The organism is Enterobacter sp. T1-1, assembly GCF_000710795.1.
Lineage (GTDB): Bacteria > Pseudomonadota > Gammaproteobacteria > Enterobacterales > Enterobacteriaceae > Enterobacter > Enterobacter cloacae.
Genome location: NZ_JALW01000008.1, coordinates 28,429 through 49,301, shown reverse-complemented (window position 1 = coordinate 49,301; position 20,873 = coordinate 28,429). Strand labels below are relative to the sequence as shown.

The window sequence follows — 20,873 nt, the reverse complement described above, 5'->3', positions numbered from 1 at the left end:
CGGGAGGAAACGTGCGACAACTGGCAACAATACTCTTATCTCTGGCGGTGCTGGTCACCGCGGGGTGTGGCTGGCACCTGCGCAATACCACGGCGGTGCCCGCTGAGATGAAAACGATGATTTTCGACTCAGGGGATCCGAATGGTCCACTCAGCCGGGCAGTGCGTAACCAGCTGCGTTTGAACGATGTTCAACTGATCGAAAAAGGCACCCTGCGCCAGGATGTACCGTCATTACGTATCTTAAGCTCATCGCTGGCTAAAGATACCGCGTCGATCTTCCAGGATGGACGTACTGCGGAATATCAGATGGTGCTAACGGTGAACGCGGCAGTATTGATCCCGGGTAAAGACATTTTCCCTATCAATACCAAAGTGTACCGCTCGTTCTTTGATAACCCGCAAACGGCGCTGGCAAAAGATGCTGAGCAGCAGATTATCATTAACGAGATGTACGACAAGGCCGCAGAACAGCTGATCCGTAAGCTGCCAGGCATTGCCGCAACGACAAGACAGGGTTCTGACATCATCGACAAACCGGATGCCAACACGCCTCCTGTTTCTACCTCCATGGGTAACTGATGATCAGGCTGTATCCTGAACAACTCCGCGCGCAGCTCAATGAAGGGCTGCGCGCGGCGTATCTGCTACTGGGTAACGACCCGCTCTTGCTTCAGGAAAGCCTGGATGCCGTGCGACATGCCGCCGCCGCTCAGGGCTTTGATGAACACCACACCGTCCAGTTGGATAACAATACCGACTGGAATGCCCTCTTCTCCCTTTGCCAGGCGATGAGTCTCTTTGCATCACGCCAGACCATCCAGATCCTGCTGCCAGAGAATGGTCCGAACGCGGCCATCAATGAACAGCTGGCGACGCTGGTCAGCCTGTTGCACAGCGATCTGCTGTTAATCGTGCGTGGCAACAAGCTCACCAAAGCGCAGGAAAACGCCGCGTGGTTTACCCAACTCGCCACTCATGCCGTGCTGGTCACCTGCCAGACGCCTGAGCAGGCCCATCTGCCGAAATGGGTGGCGGCAAGAGCGAAGCAGAATAACCTGCAACTGGACGACGCAGCGAATCAGCTGCTGTGCTACTGCTATGAAGGCAACCTGCTGGCGTTGGCCCAGGCGCTGGACCGACTCGCCCTCCTCTGGCCCGATGGCAAGCTGACTCTGCCGCGCGTGGAGCAGGCGGTTAACGACGCCGCACACTTCACGCCGTTCCACTGGGTTGATGCGCTGCTGATGGCAAAGAGCAAGCGTGCCCTGCATATTTTGCAGCAGCTACGCCTTGAGGGTAGCGAACCGGTTATATTGCTGCGTACGTTGCAGCGTGAACTGCTGATGCTCATCACGCTCAAGCGCCAGTCTGCTCATACGCCATTGCGTTCGTTGTTCGACAAACACCGTGTCTGGCAAAACCGTCGGGCGATGACCACCGAGGCCATTAATCGTCTGAGCCATGAACAGCTGCGCCAGGCGGTACAGCTTTTGATGCGCGCAGAGCTCACGTTAAAACAAGATTACGGCCAGTCCGTCTGGGCGGAACTGGAAAGCCTTTCTCTGCTGCTCTGCCACAAGGCGCTGGCAGATGTATTTATCGATGGATAGCATGCACTCTCTACAGGCCCTGTACGGTGGCACCTTTGACCCGGTCCATTACGGTCATCTGAAACCGGTTGAAATTCTGGCGAATCTGATTGGTCTTCAGCGCGTGATTATCATGCCCAATAACGTTCCGCCACATCGGCCTCAGCCTGAGGCCACCAGCGAGCAGCGAAAAGAGATGCTCGCCCTGGCCATTGCGGATAAACCGCTCTTCAGCCTGGACGAGCGTGAACTCCGTCGCGACACCCCGTCCTGGACCTCGCAAACGCTACAGGAGTGGCGGGCCGAACAGGGGCCGGACAAACCGCTGGCCTTTATCATCGGCCAGGATTCTCTGCTCAACTTCCCCACCTGGCACCAGTATGAAACCATTCTGGAGAACAGCCATCTCCTCGTCTGCCGCCGTCCGGGCTATCCGCTGACCATGCGTGAAGAACAGTATCAGCAGTGGCTGGAAGCTCATCTGACCGACAATGTGGAAGATCTGCATAATCAACCTGCCGGGAAGATCTATCTGGCGGAGACGCCGTGGTTTGATATTTCTGCGACAATCATTCGCGACCGGCTTCAGCACGGTTTAGCCTGTGACGATCTCCTGCCATCGTCAGTGCTGGACTATATCCACGCGCACGGGTTGTATCAGAAAAGCGCAGACGCATAATCCGGGCGCACAAAAAGCGCCTTATTGATTATCCTGCCTTGACAGAGTAAGCCATACTGTTATCCTCCGCTGCCAGACTTTCCCGCCGCTCATTGCTTTACAGAAATTGTTTTACAAAAATGGCGATGCAATCTCCGGCGGAGGGTGGGATGATACCCGCCTTCAAAAGCCCGGCCGGTGACATTTGTCCCGACAGGGGCGTCAGTTCAGGTATACTGTCTGGCTACGAATTCATAGTTGCACAATCTCATTCACCCAGGGGGAAAACTTGCAGGGTAAAGCACTCCAGGATTTTGTTATCGACAAAATTGATGACCTGAAAGGTCAGGACATCATCGCTATCGACGTTAAGGGTAAATCCAGCATCACCGACTGCATGATCATCTGCACCGGTACGTCTACTCGCCATGTGGTTTCAATTGCCGATCATGTTGTGCAGGAATCACGTGCAGCAGGGCTGTTACCGCTCGGTGTTGAAGGTGAAGCGACCGCTGACTGGGTGGTTGTCGATCTTGGCGATGTGATTGTCCACGTCATGCAGGAAGAGAGCCGTCGCCTGTATGAGCTGGAAAAACTCTGGGGTTAATGCGTGAAGTTGCAGCTGGTCGCCGTCGGCACCAAAATGCCGGACTGGGTACAAACCGGTTTTACTGAATATCTGCGTCGTTTCCCTAAAGATATGCCGTTCGAGCTGGTGGAGATCCCCGCCGGAAAGCGCGGCAAGAACGCGGATATCAAACGCATTCTTGATAAAGAGGGAGAACTGATGCTGGCTGCCGCAGGCAAAAACCGCATCGTGACCCTCGATATTCCAGGCAAGCCCTGGGATACGCCGCAGCTGGCGCACGAACTGGAGCGCTGGAAGCAGGATGGTCGTGACGTCAGTCTGTTGATTGGCGGGCCTGAAGGGTTGTCCCCTGCCTGTAAAGCGGCGGCAGAACAAAGTTGGTCTCTCTCCGCGCTGACGCTTCCCCACCCGCTCGTTCGGGTACTGGTGGCAGAAAGCCTGTACCGCGCGTGGAGCATTACTACCAACCACCCCTATCACCGCGAGTAATGACTGACCAGGGTAGATTAAGCAGCGGATGAAACTACAGAATTCTTTTCGCGACTATACGGCTGAGTCCGCGCTGTTTGTGCGCCGGGCGCTGGTCGCCTTTACGGGGATTTTGCTGCTTACCGGCGTGCTGATCGCCAACCTTTATAATCTGCAAATTGTCCGCTATACCGATTACCAGACGCGCTCAAACGAAAACCGCATCAAGCTGGTGCCTATCGCCCCCAGCCGCGGCATTATTTACGACCGAAACGGCACCCCGCTGGCCTTAAACCGCACCATCTACCAGATTGAGATGATGCCGGAAAAAGTCGACAACGTGCAGGATACGCTGGAAGCATTGCGAAGCGTTGTCGATCTTAACGATGACGATATCGCTGCGTTCAAGAAAGAGCGTGCCCGTTCTCACCGTTTTACCTCCATTCCGGTTAAAACCAACCTGACGGAAGTCCAGGTCGCCCGCTTTGCCGTCAACCAGTACCGTTTCCCCGGTGTGGAAGTGAAAGGCTACAAGCGTCGCTATTACCCTTACGGTTCCGCACTGACGCACGTAATCGGCTACGTCTCCAAGATCAACGACAAAGACGTCGAGCGTCTCGATAAAGACGGCAAGCTGGCAAACTACGCCGCGACGCACGATATCGGTAAGCTGGGAATTGAACGCTATTACGAAGATGTCCTGCACGGGCAGACCGGCTATGAAGAGGTGGAAGTTAACAACCGTGGCCGCGTTATTCGTCAGCTGAAAGAGGTGCCGCCGCAGGCAGGACATGACGTCTACCTGACGCTCGACCTGAAACTCCAGCAGTATATTGAAACCTTACTGGCGGGCAGCCGTGCGGCAGTTGTCGTGACCGATCCGCGTACCGGCGGCATTCTGGCGATGGTCTCCATGCCAAGCTACGACCCTAACCTCTTTGTCGATGGGATTTCCAGTAAGGACTACTCCGGCCTGCTTAATGACCCGAACACGCCGCTGGTCAACCGCGCCACGCAGGGGGTCTATCCGCCGGCGTCCACGGTGAAACCTTACGTCGCCGTCTCGGCGCTGAGCGCGGGTGTCATCAACCGCAACACCAGCCTGTTTGACCCGGGCTGGTGGCAGTTACCGGGTTCAGAGAAACGCTATCGCGACTGGAAAAAATGGGGCCACGGTCATCTGAACGTGACGAAATCGCTGGAAGAGTCTGCGGATACCTTCTTCTATCAGGTGGCCTACGACATGGGTATTGACCGCCTGTCAGAGTGGATGAGCAAATTTGGCTACGGCCATTACACCGGGGTCGATCTCGCCGAAGAACGCTCCGGCAACATGCCAACCCGCGAGTGGAAGCTAAAGCGCTTTAAGAAGCCGTGGTATCAGGGTGATACCATTCCGGTGGGTATCGGCCAGGGTTACTGGACCGCAACCCCGCTGCAGATGAACAAAGCGATGATGATCCTCATCAACGACGGCGTGGTGAAAGTCCCGCACCTGCTGCAAAGTACCGTTGAAGAGGGCAAAAAAGTGCCGTGGATCCAGCCGCATGAACCGCCAGTGGGGGATATTCACTCCGGCTTCTGGGAGATTGCCAAAGACGGGATGTACGGGGTGGCAAACCGCCCGAACGGTACCGCGCATAAGTATTTCGCCGGAGCGCCGTATAAAGTGGCCGCCAAATCCGGTACGGCGCAGGTCTTCGGCCTGAAGGCCAACGAAACCTATAACGCGCACCGCATTGCCGAACGACTGCGTGACCATAAGCTCATGACGGCATTTGCACCTTATGATAACCCGCAGGTGGCGGTGGCAATGATTCTGGAAAACGGTGGCGCAGGGCCAGCCGTGGGCACCATCATGCGCCAAATCCTCGACCACATCATGCTGGGTGATAACAACACCGAACTGCCGGCTGAAAACCCGGCGGCCGCTGCGGCGGAGGACCAATAATCATGACGGATAATCCAAATAAAAAATCGCTGTGGGATAAAATCCACATCGACCCAGCCATGCTGCTGATCCTGCTGGCTCTGCTGGTCTACAGCGCTCTGGTTATCTGGAGCGCCAGCGGCCAGGACATCGGCATGATGGAGCGCAAGATTGGCCAGATCGCGATGGGGCTGGTCATTATGGTCGTCATGGCGCAGATCCCGCCACGCGTCTACGAAGGCTGGGCCCCCTATCTCTACATCTTCTGTATTATTTTGCTGGTTGCGGTAGATGCCTTTGGGGCCATCTCTAAAGGCGCACAGCGCTGGCTGGATCTGGGCGTAGTTCGCTTCCAGCCCTCGGAAATTGCTAAAATCGCCGTTCCACTGATGGTGGCACGCTTTATCAACCGCGACGTCTGTCCTCCATCACTGAAAAACACGGCCATCGCGCTGGTATTGATTTTCCTGCCAACGTTGCTGGTGGCGGCGCAGCCTGACCTTGGTACCTCGATCCTTATCGCCCTCTCCGGCCTGTTTGTTCTCTTCTTGTCGGGCCTGAGCTGGCGTCTGATTGGTATTGCGGTGGTGCTGGTTGCCGCGTTCATCCCTATTCTCTGGTTCTTCCTGATGCATGATTATCAGCGCCAGCGCGTGATGATGCTGCTCGATCCGGAAACCGATCCGCTGGGTGCGGGCTATCATATTATTCAGTCCAAGATCGCGATTGGCTCCGGTGGCCTGCGCGGTAAAGGATGGCTGCACGGCACCCAGTCGCAGCTGGAGTTCTTACCAGAGCGCCATACCGACTTTATCTTTGCGGTCCTGGCGGAAGAGCTTGGGCTGGTCGGCATCTTGATCTTACTCGCGCTGTATGTACTGTTAATCATGCGCGGGTTGTGGATTGCCGCGCGCGCGCAAACCACCTTTGGCCGCGTCATGGCGGGCGGGTTAATGTTGATTTTATTCGTTTATGTCTTCGTAAATATTGGTATGGTGAGTGGTATTCTGCCGGTTGTAGGCGTTCCGCTTCCGCTGGTGAGTTACGGAGGCTCGGCACTGATCGTGTTGATGGCCGGGTTTGGTATCGTGATGTCGATCCATACCCACAGAAAAATGTTGTCAAAAAGCGTATAAAAATAAGGGGATCGGAATGCGTAAGCAGTGGCTGGGGATCTGCATTGCGGCAAGTTTACTTGCGGCGTGCACAAGTGATGATGGTCAGCAACAGGCAACCGTCGCGCCGCCGCAGCCTGCGGTGTGTAATGGCCCAATCGTTGAAATCAGCGGCGCCGATCCCGTTTATGAACCGCTCAACGCCAGCGCGAATCAGGATTATGAGCGCGACGGCAAAAGCTACAAAATCGTTCAGGACCCTTCCCGTTTCAGCCAGGCGGGTTTCGCCGCCATTTATGATGCGGAACCCGGGAGCAACCTGACGGCATCAGGAGAAGCGTTCGACCCGACGCAACTCACTGCGGCACACCCGACGCTGCCTATCCCAAGCTACGCGCGTATCACCAACCTGGCGAATGGCCGTATGATCGTGGTCCGCATTAACGATCGCGGTCCGTACGGTAACGACCGTGTGATTTCGCTGTCGCGCGCCTCCGCCGACCGCCTGAACACCTCGAACAATACCAAGGTTCGTATCGACCCCATTATCGTGGCACCGGATGGCTCGCTCTCCGGTCCGGGTACCGCGTGTACGACAGTGGCGAAACAGACCTACGCCCTTCCCGACCGTCCGAATCTTGACGGTGGCATGGGGAGCGTCTCATCGCCGGCCGAGCCTTCTCAGCCAGCAGGCGAAGTGCGTCCTATCAGCAACGACACGTTGCAGAGTGATGACAGCACTGGCGCACCGGTAAAGAGTAGCGGTTTCCTGGGGGCTCCAACGACCTTAGCCTCCGGCGTGCTGGAAGGCAGTGAACCTGCCCCGGCGCCTGTTGCCGCCCCCGTCGCGCAGCAGCCTGCCCCCGTCACCGCTCCGGCAACGACCCAGAGCGCGGCGGTAGCAGCGCCTGCTGCCGCTTCCAGCGGCGGCTTTGTCGTTCAGGTGGGCGCCGTCAGCGATCAGGCCCGCGCGCAGCAATATCAACAGCGCCTGAGCCAGCAGTTTGGCGTTCCAGGTCGCGTTGAGCAAAACGGGGCGGTGTGGCGTATTCAGATGGGACCGTTTGCCAGCAAATCGCAGGCAGCGACCCTGCAGCAGCGTCTGCAAAATGAAGCGCAACTCCAGTCATTTATCGCTGTAGCGAAGTAATTTATCGGCGGCATCCGAATTGTCAGTTTGTGTAAAAGTCATTCACAAACTCATGCTTAAAGTCGGATGCCTGCCTGAATAGCATTTGCTATAGTAAGGCACTTTTTTTAATTCCATCACGGATGTCGTAGTTCTGACCATGAAGACCACTTTTTCTGCTCGTTTTGTGCAGCGCATGGCGCTGACCACGGCCCTTTGCGCTGCTGCGCTCTCCGCAGCTCACGCCGATGACCTGAACATCAAGACCATGATCCCTGGCGTTCCGCAAATCGATGCGGAATCCTACATCCTGATCGATTACAACTCTGGCAAAGTTCTGGCAGAACAGAATGCCGATGCCCGCCGCGATCCGGCCAGCCTGACGAAAATGATGACCAGCTACGTTATCGGCCAGGCGATGAAGGCAGGTAAATTTAAAGAAACAGACCTGGTCACCATCGGTAACGATGCGTGGGCAACCGGCAACCCGGTCTTTAAAGGCTCTTCTTTAATGTTCCTGAAACCGGGTATGCAGGTTCCTGTCTCTCAGCTGATTCGTGGTATCAACCTGCAGTCCGGTAACGACGCCTGTGTCGCCATGGCCGATTTCGCTGCGGGCAGCCAGGATGCGTTTGTGGGCCTGATGAACAGCTACGTTTCTGCGCTGGGCCTGAAAAACAGCCACTTCCAGACCGTTCACGGCCTGGATGCGGAGGGTCAGTACAGCTCTGCGCGCGATATGGCGCTGATTGGCCAGGCGCTGATCCGCGATGTACCGAACGAATACGCCATCTATAAAGAGAAAGAGTTTACCTTCAACGGTATTCGCCAGACCAACCGTAACGGCCTGCTGTGGGACAACAGCCTGAACGTTGACGGTATCAAAACCGGTCATACCGACAAAGCGGGTTACAACCTGGTCGCCTCTGCTACCGAAGGTCAGATGCGCCTGATCTCTGCCGTGATGGGCGGTCGTACCTTTAAAGGCCGTGAGACAGAAAGCAAAAAACTGCTGACCTGGGGCTTCCGTTTCTTCGAAACCGTGAACCCACTGAAAGCAGGCAAAGAGTTTGCCTCTGAGCCGGTCTGGTTCGGTGATAACGATCGCGCCTCCCTGGGCGTGGACAAAGATCTGTACCTGACCATTCCACGCGGACGCATGAAAGACCTGAAAGCCAGCTACGTGCTGAACACCACCGAGCTGCATGCACCGCTGCAGAAAAACCAGGTTGTAGGCACCATCAACTTCCAGCTGGATGGCAAAACTATCGATCAGCGCCCGCTGGTTGTCCTGCAGGAAATTCCTGAAGGCAATTTCTTCGGCAAAATCATTGATTACATTAAATTGATGTTCCATCACTGGTTTGGCTAAAAATCGAACACTTGAAAGTGTGATTTTGATCCCCATATACTAAGTATCCTGATAACTCCCACCTGACGTGGGAGTTATTCTTTTTGACGTTACGCCGGAGCTGACATGAAAACCAAACTTAACGAACTGCTTGAATTCCCTACCCCATTTACTTACAAAGTAATGGGTCTGGCGAAACCTGAGCTGGTTGATCAGGTGGTTGAAGTGGTACAGCGCCATGCGCCGGGTGACTACTCTCCGTCAGTAAAACCAAGCAGCAAGGGCAACTACCACTCGGTATCGATTACCATTACCGCAACACACATTGAGCAGGTTGAGACGCTGTACGAAGAGCTCGGCAATATCGAAATTGTTCGTATGGTGCTGTAGTCCCTCTGCGGTTACCCGGTTTGCCGGGTAACCCCTCTCCCCGCTGTGATATACTCCCCCTCATCTTTTGTCCCTCGTCTTCGGAGACGTCGTTTTGTATCAGGATAAAATTCTTGTCCGTCATCTCGGGCTGCAACCTTATGAGCCTGTCTCCCAGGCTATGCATGACTTCACCGACTCACGTGATGACACCACCCCTGATGAAATCTGGCTGGTAGAACACCTGCCAGTGTTTACGCAGGGGCAAGCGGGAAAAGCGGAACATTTATTGATGACGGGCGATATCCCGGTTATTCAGAGCGACCGCGGCGGGCAGGTTACGTACCATGGCCCAGGGCAACAGGTGATGTACGTTCTCCTGAACCTCAAACGCAGAAAGCTGGGCGTACGTGAACTGGTCACTCTGCTTGAGCAAACGGTCGTCAACACGCTGGCGGAATACGGTATTGATGCACATCCGCGGGCCGACGCACCGGGAGTCTACGTGGGCGAGATGAAGATCTGCTCGCTGGGGCTGCGTATCCGTAAAGGCTGCTCGTTTCACGGGCTGGCTTTGAACATTAATATGGACTTGAAGCCCTTCCAGCGCATCAATCCCTGCGGCTATGCCGGGATGGAAATGACGCAAATGTGCCAGTGGGTTGATACGGCAACAACAGAAAATATCCGTCCTGTGCTTTTAGCTAATATGTTAGCACTACTTAACAATCCCCCGCACGAATATATCACTGCTTAATATATTATACATCGTGGCTCGATAATTTGACGGGCCACGATTTAATTGCCGCTTTTACACTTTACAATAATCCGCAGATTCTATATTTTCGAAGCGCTCGAATATTACCGATCCATATTATTTAGCCTCCCGTCAGCGCTGCGTGCAGGACCTAAGTAACTTGCGTGATAATCACTCAACTGGTTGTTTTTGATAAACAAGTGAAACAAAACCAACACTTTACGAATCTCTACAAGCATAATAAATAAATTCAACTATCATTCATGTTGTGAATGTGTACGGAGTAAAAGCGTGGAGTATAATAATTTACCAGCCAAACGCCTGAATGAACCCGGTGGCGAAGACAAGCCGCAAATTTTTCGGACTTTACGTAATATTGATCTCAATTTATTGACTATTTTTGAGGCGGTATATGTCCATAAGGGTATCGTTAACGCTGCGAAAATTCTTAATCTCACGCCCTCTGCAATAAGCCAGTCAATTCAAAAGCTGCGCGCTATATTTCCGGACCCGTTATTTATTCGTAAGGGACAGGGGGTCACCCCCACGGCTTACGCCACGCATCTGCATGAGTACATCAGCCAGGGGCTGGAGTCGATTCTGGGCGCGCTGGATTTAACCGGAAGCTACGACAAACAACGAACCATCACCATCGGCTGCTCTCCCTCTGTGGGGGTGTTGGTTATGCCTGCCATTTACCAGGCCGTAAAAGAGCATGCGCCGCAGTTGCTGCTGCGTAATGTACCGATCAGCGAACCTGACGTGCAGCTTGCCCAGTTCCAGACCGATTTAATTATCGACAGCGGCAGCTTCAGCGCCCGCGCGTTGGGGCAAAATGTCCTCTATGCCGACAACCTGGTGCTGGTCTGTCGCCAGCAGCATCCGGTGCTCAGCGAGCCGCTCACCATAGAAAATCTGCGTAACTACGATCACTCGTCATTTATGACGGAAGGACAGTCTCATCATGCGCTGCGCCAGCGTATCGATGACATTTTCCCGGAGCGCCAGATAAGCTTCAGCAGTTACAATATGTTCACTACTGCATCCCTGATTGGCAGCAGTGACATGCTCTGCATCATGCCTTCGCGCCTGTATCATCTGCTGCGGAAATGCTGGCCGCTGGAGAGTATTCCGCTCAGCCAGTTGAATGCAGAATCTATTGAGATTTCACTGCATTACAATAAGCTCAGTCTGCGCGATCCGGTACTTGAAAATGTGATCCGCATCATCCGCCAGGCCTTCTGAAAGGTTGACACAGCACAAGCCCCTGCCGCACGCAGGGCAAAAGGCACAAAACAACAACTATTTTACAAATTGGCGACCTGGCAGGCTGCTTTAACGACCGTTTCAATGATATACTGCCTGTCGTTCGTTCAAAAATAGTTGATAAATACAACATTCCCTTGAATTGAAACGCTTTCCTTCGATATTCGCAACTGGAACACGCACGCTATGAGTAAACCCATTGTGATGGAACGCGGTGTTAAATACCGCGATGCCGATAAAATGGCCCTTATCCCGGTTAAAAACGTGGCTACAGAGCGCGAGGCGCTGTTAAGAAAACCGGAATGGATGAAAATCAAACTTCCGGCCGACTCTTCGCGTATCCAGGGGATTAAAGCGGCGATGCGTAAGAATGGCCTTCACTCTGTATGTGAAGAAGCCTCTTGCCCGAACCTTGCTGAGTGTTTCAACCACGGCACCGCGACGTTTATGATTCTGGGTGCTATCTGTACCCGTCGTTGCCCGTTCTGCGATGTTGCTCATGGCCGCCCGGTGGCACCAGATGCAAACGAACCTCAAAAACTGGCGCAGACCATTGCTGATATGGCGCTGCGTTATGTGGTCATTACCTCCGTTGACCGTGATGACCTGCGTGATGGGGGTGCTCAGCACTTTGCTGACTGCATTACTGCCATTCGCGAGAAAAGCCCGAACATTAAGATTGAGACGCTGGTGCCGGATTTCCGTGGTCGTATGGACCGCGCGCTGGATATCCTGACCGCAACGCCACCAGACGTCTTTAACCACAACCTGGAGAACGTACCGCGTCTCTACCGTCAGGTGCGTCCGGGTGCTGACTACAACTGGTCCCTGAAGCTGCTGGAGCGTTTTAAAGAAGCGCATCCACATATTCCTACCAAGTCAGGTCTGATGGTTGGTCTTGGTGAGACCAATGACGAAATCATCGAAGTGATGCGCGATCTGCGTCGCCACGGCGTGACCATGCTGACGCTGGGCCAGTATCTGCAGCCAAGCCGTCATCACCTGCCGGTGCAGCGCTACGTTAGCCCGGATGAATTTGATGAGATGAAAGCGGAAGCGATGGCGATGGGCTTCACCCATGCTGCCTGCGGTCCGTTTGTGCGCTCCTCTTACCATGCCGATATGCAGGCAAAAGGCGAAGAAGTTAAATAACCCTGTAATATTCACTTACAGGAATACAAAAAAACCGGCCTGTTGAGCCGGTTTTTTTTCGCAAGCCTTAAGGCATTGCCGTTACTCTTTGTGAGAGAGCTTTTCAGCCGGAACGGTATCCTCGGCGCTTTTCTTCGCTGCCGCGTCATCGTCGTTCATCGCTTTCTTAAAGCCTTTGATGGCGGCACCCAGGTCACCACCCAGCGTGCGTAACTTCTTGGTACCAAACAGCAGGACGACCAGTGCGGCAACCACCAGCAGTTTGGTAATACTAATCTCACCCATAGATACCTTCTTTACTTAAAACAGGCTTCATTCAGCGTCAAAACCGGATCATATTAACGGTCATTTGGCGCGTGCACACAATAGCAACCTGTAACAAGGTGAATCAAGCATTGTTGAAAAAAACATCACAATAATTGCGGTGGCGCAAAACGCCGGTTGCGAAGAACAGGTAATTGCTGCCGTGCAAGCGCTATCCTTTCTGAAATTATCTCCGCCATCAGTAAAACCGGACCTTCCGCTGCGGCGGCAATCGTGACGCCCAGCGGGTCAATCACTCTGCTCTGCCCGATATTTTTATTGCCGCACTCCCCTGCCGCGACCACATAACAGGTGGTATCCAGCGCGCGCGCCGTAAGCAACGTGGCCCAGTGATGCTCTTTCAGCGGCCCTTTAACCCACGCGGCAGGCAGAACAAGCACATCCGCTCCCTGTAATGCCAGGCTCAACGCCAGCTCAGGAAAACGCAAATCGTAGCAGGTCATCAGCCCAATGTTTAGACCATCAACTGCGATCAGGGGTGGAACGCACTCCCCCGGGTCAACCAGGCGCGACTCCTGGATACTGAACGCATCATAGAGATGAAGCTTGGCATAGCTGGCGATGATGACGCCGCCACGGATGGCTACCAGTGTGTTAACTGCCCGGCCAGGCGTTGACGGCACATGGACCGTCAAAATTGTGGTCATGTCATTACCCGCGCTCTCGGCCAGTAATTGCTGTAAAAACGCGCCATCCAGCGGCTGCGCGGATTTCACCGACAAATCCGGGTCGTTATCATCACGTGCCAGCAAGGCCTCTGGCAGCACCAGCAATGACGCTCCCTTCTGTTGTGCCTGTTTCATCAGCGAGACACACTGCGCCGCGTTCTCATGCCAGCGAGGCGTGACCGCAAACTGCCCTACCGCAACATACATATTTGTCCCCTAATCATAAACAGCGTTAAACTCGCCACTCTTACACATCAAATAGCAGGTATTTACAGTGTTACAACTCCTTTTAGCTGTTTTTATTGGTGGGGGGACGGGGAGCGTTGCGCGGTGGTTCCTGAGTATGCGGTTTAATCCACTGCATCAGGCGATTCCAATGGGAACACTGGCCGCAAACCTGATTGGTGCGTTTATCATTGGCATGGGTCTGGCCTGGTTTAACCGTATGACGCACATCGATCCCATGTGGAAAGTATTGATTACCACCGGGTTCTGCGGCGGTTTAACCACCTTCTCCACCTTTTCTGCGGAAACGGTGTTTTTGTTTCAGGAAGGCCGTATCGGCTGGGCATTGCTGAACGTTGCGATAAATATGCTCGGCTCTTTTGCGATGACCGGGATCGCATTCTGGCTATTTTCTTCCGCCAGCCCCCACTAACTGCCGAAGCGTTAATGTTGGCTTAATTTTTCTCTGTCACTCTGGTGCCAATACAGAACGAGGGTGACAGAATGAAAGAGAGTTTGATGAGCGCAGGCGTGGTGTTGTTGAGCGTACTGATCGTTGCCAGCTTCCTGAAGATGTATCTGCTTGGCTGATGCAAAACGAAAAAAACCCGCTCAGTGAGCGGGTTTTGAAATTCTTGCTGACGCGTCTGAATTACAGAGCGATTACGTTAGCAGCAGAAGGGCCTTTGGCACCGTTAGTGATTTCGAACTCTACACGCTGACCTTCAGCCAGAGTTTTGAAACCATTAGACTGGATTGCAGAGAAGTGTACGAACACGTCTTTGCTGCCATCTTCAGGAGTAATGAAACCGAATCCTTTGGACTCATTAAACCACTTAACGTTACCTTTAATCTTAGACATCAAAATTACCTTTACATTAAAAAACGACACAAATGCTGTGTCGGTTACCAGTACAACAATTGTGGGACCTTTTGTCCAGCGGATCTTTGATAAAAAGTGACTAAAGTCGCGTTAATTTTCGCTGGCGGATTTTTATCCCATATGAATCAACGACTGCACATTTTTTCACCGCTTTGTCAGCTTTTTTCAGTTAAAACTGAAAACGCATCCAGGCGAAGTAAACGTTACCGTTGTTGTACGTACCGGGAATGTAGGTCATCTGGAACGTTGCAGGGCCATAACCAATTGAGGCCAGCGGCAGCAGAACCGGAATGGGGATATAGTTCCAGTTGTCGCGTGCAGTCACCCCGGCGGTATAGCCCAGGCCAACGTGGAAGTTGTCGTCAGCTAACGGACGCCAGGTTTTCTCCCAGCCATAGCCACCGATCGGTTCCCATTTGTTAAAGGAGTCTTTAAAGGCCATCAGATAAATACCGTGCCAGTTGCCCTTTTCGTCCCAGCGCGACTGACCAAAACCTGCCCCCCACGGGCGCTCGTTATATTTATCGGTCTTTTCTTTGTCGTAGGCAAAGCGTGCATGCCAGGTGATGGCCGGCACGTAGAGATCATAGTGCTCTGGCGCATTCCAGGTCTGCGAAACATTATCTGTAAAGGTGGAGAACCAGCCTTTATCCGTCGCGTTCTCTTCAGCCTGTGCCACAGAAGAGAGCGTTAACTGTGCAAAAATAAACAGAAAAATGAAGAAAAATTTATTACGTAAGATCACAATGCAATTACCATTCTTAGTATTCGAGGCAAAGTTTACCATACAATAGTTGAATGGAGCCTTAACGGCATCGGCATTACTCCTAATTAATCAGCCACTTTGCGAGAATATTCTGAGAGCGGCACGGCGGCCTGTTGAATATTCATCTCCCAGGCGCGTTTAAACCTTTTTTAATAATGCCCACCGGCAAAAATAACCCTGCATTTAATATGGCTTTCAGAGCAAACATAACGCCCTGTCTGCAAGGTATAAAGATTATCATTAGCCTCTACAGCCAGTGTTTTCGTGCTGCTCAGCCCCTTTCTCACGAAACGCTGTACGGCCCCACTCACCAACGCGCACCGGCAGGAAAAGTCTTTTCCCCTCTTATTCAGGAACGTGTTAATATAGAATCAATAAATTAACAACTCATTAGCATTTAAATGACATACTCCACTGTTGTCATCGGTCAATACCCATATGTCATTATTGCCATCACCATGGCAAAAATATCGCTAACATCTGCTTTAGTAGTATATTTATTGATTTTAATCAGCAAGGACTGGCCATTAATTCGGCACATTCTCATCCTTCTTTTTTATTGATTATTTGTGCTCTCGGGCAGCAAGGATACAGGGGAAATCATGCTTACGTTTTTCGAGCTCCTTATCGGAGTCGTCGTCATTGTCGGTGTAGCACGCTACATCATTAAGGGGTATTCCGCCACGGGCGTGTTATTTGTCGGCGGCCTGGCCTTGCTGATCGTTAGCGCCCTGATGGGTCACCAGGTCTTACCCGCCAGCGCAGCCAGCACCGGGTATACCGCCACAGACATTGTTGAATACATTAAAATTCTGCTCATGAGCCGTGGTGGCGATCTGGGCATGATGATCATGATGCTGTGCGGTTTTGCCGCCTACATGACCCATATTGGTGCCAACGATATGGTCGTGAAGCTGGCCTCCAGACCGCTGCAGTACATCAACTCCCCGTATCTGCTGATGGTGGCAGCCTACTTCCTCGCCTGTCTGATGTCGCTGGCCGTGTCGTCAGCCACTGGCCTGGGGGTGTTGTTAATGGCTACCCTGTTCCCGGTGATGGTTAACGTCGGCATTAGCCGTGGTGCAGCGGCGGCTATCTGCGCCTCTCCAGCGGCCATTATTCTCTCCCCTACCTCTGGCGACGTCGTACTGGCGGCGAAAGCCGCGGAAATGTCACTCATCGATTTCGCCTTTAAAACCACGCTGCCGATTTCCATTGTGGCTATCGTGGGCATGGGGATCGCGCATTTCTTCTGGCAGCGTTATCTCGATAAAAAAGAGCACATCAGCCACGAAATGATGGACGTGAATGAAATCACCACCACCGCCCCGGCGTTCTATTCCATTCTGCCGTTCACGCCTATCATCGGCGTGCTGATTTTTGACGGCAAATGGGGACCACAGCTGCACATCATTACCATTCTGGTTATCTGTATGCTGCTGGCCGCCATGCTGGAATTTATTCGCGGTTTCAACACTCAGAAGGTATTTTCTGGCCTGGAAGTGGCGTATCGCGGTATGGCCGATGCGTTTGCAGGCGTCGTGATGCTGTTGGTGGCGGCAGGCGTCTTCGCGCAGGGTCTGAGCACTATCGGCTTTATTCAGAGCCTCATCTCCATCGCCACGTCGTTCGGCTCTGCCAGCATTATCCTGATGCTGGTACTGGTGGTGCTGACCATGCTGGCAGCTATGACCACCGGTTCAGGCAACGCGCCGTTCTACGCCTTCGTTGAGATGATCCCAAAACTGGCACATTCTTCCGGTATTAACCCGGCTTACCTCTCCATTCCCATGCTTCAGGCGTCTAACCTCGGTCGTACCATTTCGCCGGTATCAGGTGTCGTAGTCGCGGTCGCCGGGATGGCAAAAATCTCGCCGTTCGAAGTGGTAAAACGCACGTCGGTCCCGGTGCTTGTGGGCCTGATCATCGTGATTATCGCAACCGAAGTGCTGGTTCCTGGCGCAGCCTGAGTAAAATGACCGATATCCAAAAAGCGCCTGCGGGCGCTTTTTGTGCTTTAATAACTTCCAGAAATCTATCGCGTTAACCCATCAGGAAATCACATGTTCAGGAAGGATATCGTTATCCCGTCTGGCGCCATGGCGCTTGCACTCTGTGTCTTCTCCGCGCAGGCGGATCCGCTCAAAGCCACGCAGTATGGCGATTTCGATCGCTACGTTCTGGCGCTTTCCTGGCAAACCGGGTTCTGCCAGAGCATGGCTGAACGTAACCGTAACGAACCCGAAGAGTGCCGTCTGCAAAAAGAGAGCAATAACAAGACCGATTATCTAACCGTACACGGATTATGGCCTGGCCTGCCAAAATCCATCGCCGCACGCGGCGTGGATGAACGCCGCTGGATGCGTTTTGGCTGCGCGACCCGCCCAATCCCGAACATGCCGGAAGCCAAAGCCAGCCGCAAATGCTCAGCCGCCGAAACCGGGCTATCACTGTCGGGTGCCGCAAAGCTGAACAGCGTCATGCCCGGTGCTGGCGGTAACTCCTGCCTGGAACGCTATGAGTACGCCAAACACGGCGTCTGCTTCGGCTTTGATCCTGACGCCTATTTCGGCACCATGGTACGGATGAATCAGGAGATAAAAAACAGCGCGGTGGGTAAATTCCTGGCGGATAACTACGGTAAATCGGTAAGCCGTAAAGATTTTGATAATGCCGTGGCGAAAAGCTGGAGCAAAGACAACATCAAAGCGTTCAAACTGACCTGCAATGGTAATCCGGCCTATCTGACCGAAATGCAGATCTCGCTTAAGGCCAGCACCATTAATAACCCGCTGTCTGCCGGCTCTTTTGCGCCACAGCCACATCCGGGTAACTGTGGCAAACAGTTTGTTATCGATAAAGTGGGTTACTGATCCACAATCGGGCGCACCATATCGAAGCGGTGTTCATCACTGATGCCATAATAGGCCGTCGGCCCACCCGCACGCAGGATGGGCTGCGCTTTCGCCGTCTGGTAGATCCCCTCTTCCAGCAGCGATTCGGCAATATGAATCCCCACCACTTCGCCCAGCACCAGCCAGGTGTCAACCGGTGTGCCGTCGGCGCCGGTCAGCTGAATACACTGCGACAGGCGGCACTCAAAGTTCACCGGACTCTCGGCCACGCGTGGCGCCTTTACAAGCTGGCTTGCCGCTGGCGTCAATCCGGAAAAAGAGAACTCGTCTTGATCGTGAGGCAGCGTAGCGGAGGTGAGATTCATCGCCTCAGCCAGATCGCGCGTGGCAAGGTTCCAGACAAACTCACCCGTTTCGTTAATATTACGCACGCTGTCTTTCCAGCCGTTGCTGGAAAAGCCAATAATCGGCGGGCGGTAGTTAAAGCAGTTAAAGAAGCTATACGGTGCCAGGTTGATCTGTCCTGCCTGGTCGCAGGAGGAGATCCAGCCAATCGGACGCGGACCAATAATGGCATTCAGCGGGTCATGCGGCAGGCCATGCCCCTGTGACGGTTGATAAAAGTACATAGCGCTCTCTTAATAAAGGTCAGACGCGAACTGCGTTTACCCACTATCCTGATTCAGAACGTTCAGCGTAACGCAATCCGCCAGAAATGCAGACTGAATAAATTTCAGCGAAAATTCATATGGCCCATGAATGTGACCTCTATCACTTCAAAGTTGCGTGCGCAGACAGTATCATCGGGAGAGTTAAACCCTCGCTGCCAGACGGCGAGGGTTTTCTTTTGGATTGGTTTCTGCGTTACACGCAGCATTAACGACATGGAGTAAAAAATGTCCAGACCCACCATCATTATCAATGAACTTGACGCAGAACGTATTGACCGACTTCTGGAGAAACCAGAATTCGCCTCGCTCCCGGTAGCCGATGCCCTGAATGAAGAGCTCGACCGGGCGCAGATGTGTACCCCGGAGTCCATGCCGCATGACGTGGTCACCATGAACAGCCAGGTCAAATTCCGCAACCTGACAACGGGCGAAGAGTTAACCCGCACGCTGGTCTACCCGGCGCAAATGACCGACAGCAGCGCTCAGCTTTCCGTGCTGGCACCGGTCGGCGCGGCCCTGCTGGGCCTGCGTACGGGGGATACCATTCACTGGGAATTGCCGGGCGGTGCCTCGACCCATCTGGAAGTGCTGGCGTTGCTCTACCAGCCAGAAGCGGCAGGCGATTACCTGCGTTAATCCCATCTGAACAAGCGCGACCCGCGTTGCACAGAGGATGCCTGCGCATCCTCTTTCCGCAGATTCACCTGGACGTCCTATATCGTGCCGCAGGTAAGGGAACCGTCTTAAACCACCCCACCCGGAAACGCATTCACCAGCCCTTTAACCTGCTGTTCCGCCGCTTCCGGCGTTTCTGCACCGGGCACCAGAATCACCTTCCGGCACGCCTCCTCCCGTTTTTCAAAGATCCGGTAGGCGCGTTCGGCATCGTCCAGCGGCAGATAGTGGGTGACAATCTCCTCCGGCGTCAGCAGCCCTTTTTCGATCAGCGGTAACAACTCGCCAAGCCAGGCGTGGACGTGGGTCTGGCCCATCTTAAAACTGAGCCCCTTATCGAAGGCATCACCAAACAGGAAGCCATGGATAAAGCCCGCATACACGCCGGGCACGCTCACCACCCCACCCCGTCGAACAGCAGCAATACACTGACGCAGCGCTTTACCGCTGCTGCCCTCAATTTTAAGGTTGCTGAGGATGGTTTCCGTGGTGCTGCCTTTGGCTTCAAACCCCACGGCATCAATGACGGCATCCACGCCGCGCTGGCCTGCGGTTTGCTCAATGATTTTTTCCGCTGCGTCGTTGTCTTCATCAAAGTTGATGGGGATAGCGCCGTAGCGCTCTGCGGCAAAACGCAGACGATACGGGTGATGGTCAACCACAAAGATCTGTTCGGCACCTAACAGCCGCGCGCAGGCGATGGTCAGTAACCCCACCGGTCCTGCACCAAAAACGGCGACGCTGGAGCCTTTTTCAATCTGGGCATTTTTCGCCGCCTGCCAGGCGGTAGGCAAGATATCGGAGAGGAACAGCGCTTTATCATCGGAGAGCAGCTGAGGCACTTTGAACGGCCCAACGTTACCTTTGGGCACCCGAACGTATTCCGCTTGTCCACCGGGCACGCCGCCATAAAGATGGCTGTAGCCAAACAGCGCTGCGGGCGCGGGAATTTGCTTTTTATTCAGCGCGGCGCCCTGCCCGGCGTTGGTGCTCTCGCAGGCCGCGTACTGCTGCAGGCGGCAAAAGAAGCAGTCACCACAGGCGATGACAAACGGGATCACCACCCGGTCGCCTTTTTGCAGCGTCTTCACTTCCCTGCCCGTCTCCACCACTTCGCCCATGAACTCGTGGCCAAAAATATCGCCGTGTTCAACTTTGGGGATCTTCCCGCGGTAGAGATGCAGATCCGATCCGCAGATCGCCGTGGCCGTTACGCGCAGGATAATATCGTCAGGTTGTTCAATAACAGGATCGGGGACATTCTCGACACGAACATGATGTGGACCGTGGTACGTGAGTGCTTTCATGCGACCTCCGAAAGGATCCGGGTAAGTATTTAAGGGTAGCGTTCCCTGACGAACTGCCCGGGATTAGCGGGCTTTTGAGATTTATCCTGGGAAAAACAGAAAAGTGCCGCAGCGCTTACAAAAA

23 protein-coding genes are annotated in these 20,873 nt (G+C 53.7%); 17 read left to right on the top strand and 6 right to left on the bottom strand.

Features of this window, described 5'->3' with window-relative positions; translation table 11 throughout:
• The first annotated feature begins 11 nt into the window (after positions 1-11).
• The 13 genes from lptE to lipA all read left to right on the top strand — a co-directional run bounded on the left by lptE (position 12) and on the right by lipA (position 12,375).
• The gene (lptE, locus tag AK59_RS0104315; protein ID WP_028028133.1) at positions 12-581 is read left to right on the top strand and encodes an LPS assembly lipoprotein LptE; all 570 of its coding nucleotides are present in this window, start codon (positions 12-14) and stop codon (positions 579-581) included.
• The gene (gene holA, locus AK59_RS0104310) at positions 581-1,612 is read left to right on the top strand and encodes a DNA polymerase III subunit delta (RefSeq protein ID WP_029882135.1); all 1,032 of its coding nucleotides are present in this window, start codon (positions 581-583) and stop codon (positions 1,610-1,612) included. The genes lptE and holA overlap by 1 nt, the downstream gene beginning before the upstream one ends.
• Positions 1,605-2,270, top strand: a complete 666-nt coding sequence (gene nadD / locus AK59_RS0104305; RefSeq protein ID WP_020685664.1) for a nicotinate-nucleotide adenylyltransferase — start codon at positions 1,605-1,607, stop codon at positions 2,268-2,270. The genes holA and nadD overlap by 8 nt, the downstream gene beginning before the upstream one ends.
• A gap of 268 nt (positions 2,271-2,538) precedes the next feature.
• Positions 2,539-2,856 (top strand): ribosome silencing factor, encoded by a 318-nt coding sequence (gene rsfS, locus AK59_RS0104300; RefSeq protein ID WP_003858696.1) that lies wholly within the window; start codon positions 2,539-2,541, stop codon positions 2,854-2,856.
• A gap of 3 nt (positions 2,857-2,859) precedes the next feature.
• Positions 2,860-3,327, top strand: a complete 468-nt coding sequence (gene rlmH, locus AK59_RS0104295; protein WP_003858701.1) for a 23S rRNA (pseudouridine(1915)-N(3))-methyltransferase RlmH — start codon at positions 2,860-2,862, stop codon at positions 3,325-3,327.
• A 28-nt stretch (positions 3,328-3,355) separates the two neighbouring features.
• Positions 3,356-5,257 (top strand): peptidoglycan DD-transpeptidase MrdA, encoded by a 1,902-nt coding sequence (mrdA, locus tag AK59_RS0104290; RefSeq protein WP_013097589.1) that lies wholly within the window; start codon positions 3,356-3,358, stop codon positions 5,255-5,257.
• Positions 5,258-5,259: 2 nt separating this feature from the next.
• Positions 5,260-6,372, top strand: a complete 1,113-nt coding sequence (mrdB, locus tag AK59_RS0104285; RefSeq protein ID WP_013097590.1) for a peptidoglycan glycosyltransferase MrdB — start codon at positions 5,260-5,262, stop codon at positions 6,370-6,372.
• Between the two features lie 16 nt (positions 6,373-6,388).
• Positions 6,389-7,501 (top strand): endolytic peptidoglycan transglycosylase RlpA, encoded by a 1,113-nt coding sequence (gene rlpA / locus AK59_RS0104280; protein ID WP_029882134.1) that lies wholly within the window; start codon positions 6,389-6,391, stop codon positions 7,499-7,501.
• Between the two features lie 139 nt (positions 7,502-7,640).
• Positions 7,641-8,852 carry a D-alanyl-D-alanine carboxypeptidase DacA gene (gene dacA / locus AK59_RS0104275; RefSeq protein ID WP_013097592.1) on the top strand — a complete coding sequence of 404 codons (1,212 nt, stop codon included), beginning with the start codon at positions 7,641-7,643 and terminating at the stop codon, positions 8,850-8,852.
• A gap of 105 nt (positions 8,853-8,957) precedes the next feature.
• The gene (gene ybeD / locus AK59_RS0104270) at positions 8,958-9,221 is read left to right on the top strand and encodes a DUF493 family protein YbeD (RefSeq protein ID WP_003858718.1); all 264 of its coding nucleotides are present in this window, start codon (positions 8,958-8,960) and stop codon (positions 9,219-9,221) included.
• 94 nt (positions 9,222-9,315) lie between these two features.
• The gene (gene lipB / locus AK59_RS0104265) at positions 9,316-9,957 is read left to right on the top strand and encodes a lipoyl(octanoyl) transferase LipB (protein ID WP_013097593.1); all 642 of its coding nucleotides are present in this window, start codon (positions 9,316-9,318) and stop codon (positions 9,955-9,957) included.
• Positions 9,958-10,248: 291 nt separating this feature from the next.
• A complete protein-coding gene (locus AK59_RS0104260; RefSeq protein ID WP_013097594.1) occupies positions 10,249-11,202 on the top strand; it encodes a YbeF family transcriptional regulator in 954 nt (317 codons plus the stop codon).
• A gap of 207 nt (positions 11,203-11,409) precedes the next feature.
• On the top strand, positions 11,410-12,375 hold the full coding sequence (gene lipA, locus AK59_RS0104255; RefSeq protein ID WP_013097595.1) for a lipoyl synthase: 966 nt from the start codon (positions 11,410-11,412) through the stop codon (positions 12,373-12,375).
• An 81-nt stretch (positions 12,376-12,456) separates the two neighbouring features.
• Here lipA and tatE read toward each other — a convergent pair whose 3' ends face one another.
• Both tatE and AK59_RS0104245 read right to left on the bottom strand, forming a co-directional pair.
• The gene (gene tatE, locus AK59_RS0104250; protein ID WP_013097596.1) at positions 12,457-12,660 is read right to left on the bottom strand and encodes a twin-arginine translocase subunit TatE; all 204 of its coding nucleotides are present in this window, start codon (positions 12,658-12,660) and stop codon (positions 12,457-12,459) included.
• 125 nt (positions 12,661-12,785) lie between these two features.
• Complete coding sequence (locus tag AK59_RS0104245; protein WP_029882132.1) at positions 12,786-13,574, bottom strand: deaminated glutathione amidase; 789 nt, start codon at positions 13,572-13,574, stop codon at positions 12,786-12,788.
• Positions 13,575-13,641: 67 nt separating this feature from the next.
• Here AK59_RS0104245 and crcB point away from each other — a divergent pair, with 67 nt between their 5' ends.
• A complete protein-coding gene (crcB, locus tag AK59_RS0104240; protein ID WP_029882131.1) occupies positions 13,642-14,025 on the top strand; it encodes a fluoride efflux transporter CrcB in 384 nt (127 codons plus the stop codon).
• A 219-nt stretch (positions 14,026-14,244) separates the two neighbouring features.
• Here crcB and cspE read toward each other — a convergent pair whose 3' ends face one another.
• Both cspE and pagP read right to left on the bottom strand, forming a co-directional pair.
• Entirely contained in the window at positions 14,245-14,454 is a 210-nt protein-coding gene (gene cspE, locus AK59_RS0104230) for a transcription antiterminator/RNA stability regulator CspE (RefSeq protein WP_002439184.1), read from the bottom strand.
• A 190-nt stretch (positions 14,455-14,644) separates the two neighbouring features.
• Complete coding sequence (pagP, locus tag AK59_RS0104225; RefSeq protein ID WP_249430231.1) at positions 14,645-15,262, bottom strand: lipid IV(A) palmitoyltransferase PagP; 618 nt, start codon at positions 15,260-15,262, stop codon at positions 14,645-14,647.
• Positions 15,263-15,843: 581 nt separating this feature from the next.
• On the opposite strand from pagP, the gene dcuC reads away from it, so the two are divergent.
• On the top strand, positions 15,844-17,211 hold the full coding sequence (gene dcuC, locus AK59_RS0104215; protein WP_020685657.1) for an anaerobic C4-dicarboxylate transporter DcuC: 1,368 nt from the start codon (positions 15,844-15,846) through the stop codon (positions 17,209-17,211).
• A gap of 93 nt (positions 17,212-17,304) precedes the next feature.
• Positions 17,305-18,114 (top strand): ribonuclease I, encoded by an 810-nt coding sequence (rna, locus tag AK59_RS0104210; protein ID WP_029882130.1) that lies wholly within the window; start codon positions 17,305-17,307, stop codon positions 18,112-18,114.
• Here the strand turns inward: rna and AK59_RS0104205 are convergent.
• Positions 18,108-18,725: a flavin reductase family protein gene (locus AK59_RS0104205; RefSeq protein ID WP_013097603.1), complete on the bottom strand. Its 618-nt coding sequence runs from the start codon at positions 18,723-18,725 to the stop codon at positions 18,108-18,110. The genes rna and AK59_RS0104205 overlap by 7 nt on opposite strands.
• Positions 18,726-18,992: 267 nt before the next feature.
• Between AK59_RS0104205 and rnk the strand changes: the two genes are divergently transcribed.
• Positions 18,993-19,403, top strand: a complete 411-nt coding sequence (rnk, locus tag AK59_RS0104200) for a nucleoside diphosphate kinase regulator (protein ID WP_013097604.1) — start codon at positions 18,993-18,995, stop codon at positions 19,401-19,403.
• Positions 19,404-19,510: 107 nt separating this feature from the next.
• Here the strand turns inward: rnk and AK59_RS0104195 are convergent, their stop codons facing one another.
• Positions 19,511-20,749: a zinc-dependent alcohol dehydrogenase gene (locus AK59_RS0104195; RefSeq protein WP_013097605.1), complete on the bottom strand. Its 1,239-nt coding sequence runs from the start codon at positions 20,747-20,749 to the stop codon at positions 19,511-19,513.
• Between the last annotated feature and the right edge of the window lie 124 nt (positions 20,750-20,873).

Bases quoted from the DNA above. Each gene is read 5' to 3' on its own strand.
- mrdA (WP_013097589.1), top strand. From the start codon at position 3,356: ATGAAACTACAGAATTCTTTTCGCGACTATACGGCTGAGTCCGCGCTG.
- mrdB (WP_013097590.1), top strand. From the start codon at position 5,260: ATGACGGATAATCCAAATAAAAAATCGCTGTGGGATAAAATCCACATC.
- dacA (WP_013097592.1), top strand. From the start codon at position 7,641: ATGAAGACCACTTTTTCTGCTCGTTTTGTGCAGCGCATGGCGCTGACC.
- rna (WP_029882130.1), top strand. From the start codon at position 17,305: ATGTTCAGGAAGGATATCGTTATCCCGTCTGGCGCCATGGCGCTTGCA.
- AK59_RS0104245 (WP_029882132.1), bottom strand. From the start codon at position 13,574: ATGTATGTTGCGGTAGGGCAGTTTGCGGTCACGCCTCGCTGGCATGAG.
- AK59_RS0104195 (WP_013097605.1), bottom strand. From the start codon at position 20,749: ATGAAAGCACTCACGTACCACGGTCCACATCATGTTCGTGTCGAGAAT.
- AK59_RS0104205 (WP_013097603.1), bottom strand. From the start codon at position 18,725: ATGTACTTTTATCAACCGTCACAGGGGCATGGCCTGCCGCATGACCCG.
- holA (WP_029882135.1), top strand. From the start codon at position 581: ATGATCAGGCTGTATCCTGAACAACTCCGCGCGCAGCTCAATGAAGGG.
- lipA (WP_013097595.1), top strand. From the start codon at position 11,410: ATGAGTAAACCCATTGTGATGGAACGCGGTGTTAAATACCGCGATGCC.
- tatE (WP_013097596.1), bottom strand. From the start codon at position 12,660: ATGGGTGAGATTAGTATTACCAAACTGCTGGTGGTTGCCGCACTGGTC.
- cspE (WP_002439184.1), bottom strand. From the start codon at position 14,454: ATGTCTAAGATTAAAGGTAACGTTAAGTGGTTTAATGAGTCCAAAGGA.
- rlpA (WP_029882134.1), top strand. From the start codon at position 6,389: ATGCGTAAGCAGTGGCTGGGGATCTGCATTGCGGCAAGTTTACTTGCG.
- nadD (WP_020685664.1), top strand. From the start codon at position 1,605: ATGGATAGCATGCACTCTCTACAGGCCCTGTACGGTGGCACCTTTGAC.
- rnk (WP_013097604.1), top strand. From the start codon at position 18,993: ATGTCCAGACCCACCATCATTATCAATGAACTTGACGCAGAACGTATT.
- ybeD (WP_003858718.1), top strand. From the start codon at position 8,958: ATGAAAACCAAACTTAACGAACTGCTTGAATTCCCTACCCCATTTACT.
- dcuC (WP_020685657.1), top strand. From the start codon at position 15,844: ATGCTTACGTTTTTCGAGCTCCTTATCGGAGTCGTCGTCATTGTCGGT.
- pagP (WP_249430231.1), bottom strand. From the start codon at position 15,262: ATGGTAAACTTTGCCTCGAATACTAAGAATGGTAATTGCATTGTGATC.